1 protein-coding gene is annotated in these 1,810 nt (G+C 65.2%); it reads left to right on the top strand.

Annotated features, from left to right (window positions below):
* Window positions 1-1,766, top strand: a 1,766-nt coding sequence (locus AC1D15_RS30055) for a hypothetical protein (RefSeq protein ID WP_477828900.1), incomplete at its 5' end; no start/stop codon positions are given.
* Window positions 1,767-1,810: the final 44 nt, after the last annotated feature.

Consider the following 1,810-nt stretch of genomic DNA (forward strand, 5'->3'; position numbering starts at 1 on the left):
ACATCAGGCTGCCCACGCGGGACAGCAGGCTGGTGCAGCTCGACCACATGACCAGCGTGTGCTGTGTGCTGCAGGCGGTGGCATCGGGCACGTGCACGGGGGGCTCCGAGGCAACGATTCTGCAGGTTGCAGCCGACGTGGCGGCGGACTGCCCTGGCTGGGGGCGCGAAGCGATCGAACAATGGGTGCGGCGCTGCGACGAGGTCACGCCGGGCCGGTGGCATTCACGCTTCCTGGCATGCCTTGGCGCGCGACTCGATCGGATCTCGCAGATCCGGTCGGCACGCGACGACCTGCACACTGGCGTGTTCCCCTTCACGTTCGTCCGCTCTGGCGGATCCGAGGCCGTCTACTGGGAGTCTGATCCGTCTTGCCGGCAGCGTTCCTTCCGTTGGGAATTGCATGGCGTTGCGTTCATGGCCTTCGCTCACGCCCGACTGGATCAGGCACTGGAGATCGATCCTGCTGAAGCGCGCCAATGGTTCGACATCGTGCGTGCGGACCTTCGACCCGAGCGAGCCAGCGACCGGGCAAAGTTGCTCGCACTGGTCATGCGGGCGATGAGTCGGTCGAAGGAGCTTCTTGACGACATCACGATGCGCGACAGGCTGGAGCAGCTTGCGTTGGAGCCCGCCACGGTCCGCTGTGCGATGGCGCTTTGCGGCATTGACGCATTCCAGCTGTGCGTCGAGATCTCCTCGCACAAGGGAATCAATGCCTCATCAAGCGGTGTCCGGAGCTTGCAGAGGCAGTTGCTGCGCAGCCCTGTGTTCGAAGTCATGTGCACTTCCATGCTGGGCATGCGCATGCTCGACGACCTGCTCGGTCGTGTGGTGTCGGATCCCTCGCTGCTGGAGCGACAACCGATGCGCCAACTGCTCCGCATGCTGGCCGACACCGAGGGCGCTCGCCCTCCGTGTCGTTCGCTGGTGTCGCATCCGATGCTTCGCGCGGCCTTGAATCGATTCGGCTCGGACCTCCGGCCCGCCATGCTCGAGTGCCTGCTGCTGCTGCCCCTGGCAGCGCGGAGCCGGCGTGCGCAGGCGATGGGCATCACGCTGCCGGATGGCTTGTCTTCCCTGTTCGCATCGACGGGCAAGGATCGGCATCGTGCGCTTCACCGATTGCGCAGATCGCTCGAGACCGCCGAGCCACTCGATCCCCGCCTGCGGCTGGCGGCGCTGGGGGCGACAAGGGCAGATTCCCTGTCTGTGTCGAGCAGCATGCCGCTGGCCGATGGCCTGCTCCTGCTGCACGAGGCCTTGTCGCCCACCGCAATATCGCAAGGGCCAGGCGAGAGGCGGGTACAGCGTCTCGTGGACCTCGTTCGACTGACCTTGCGACTGCTCCATGAACGACCCGACGAAACGTCACAGGCCTTCTTCCATCTCTTTCCTCCGCTGGGCGATCCAGCCGACGCCGAATCGATGGTCGCATCCCAGGGGTCGCGGGCAGTCGAGTCGGGCGGTCGGGCCATGCAGTCCAAGGGGACACCGGGGCTGTTCGCGTTTGCAGCGTTGCTGACCTGCCTGTACCTGATCGAGGAACAGCCACTTCCCGTGGCGGACTGCTTCGAAGCGGCGAGCCTGGCGAGGCTGATGTGCGCGGCGTTGTGGCTGGATGAGGGACGCGGACTGCGATGCAGGCAGCAACTCGCGCAGGCGCAGCGGCACTCGCATCGGGTCCGGCATTGGTTGCTCTCGCCGGGCTGGTTCAGTGGCTTGCGAGCCGAACTGTTCGAGGCCAGCGCTGCCATGCCGGGTTGATCATCTGATTTTGCAGAGGTGTTTCACAGCTGTTACTCCCCATC

It is taken from the genome of Rhizobacter sp. P2_H2 (assembly GCF_056403375.1).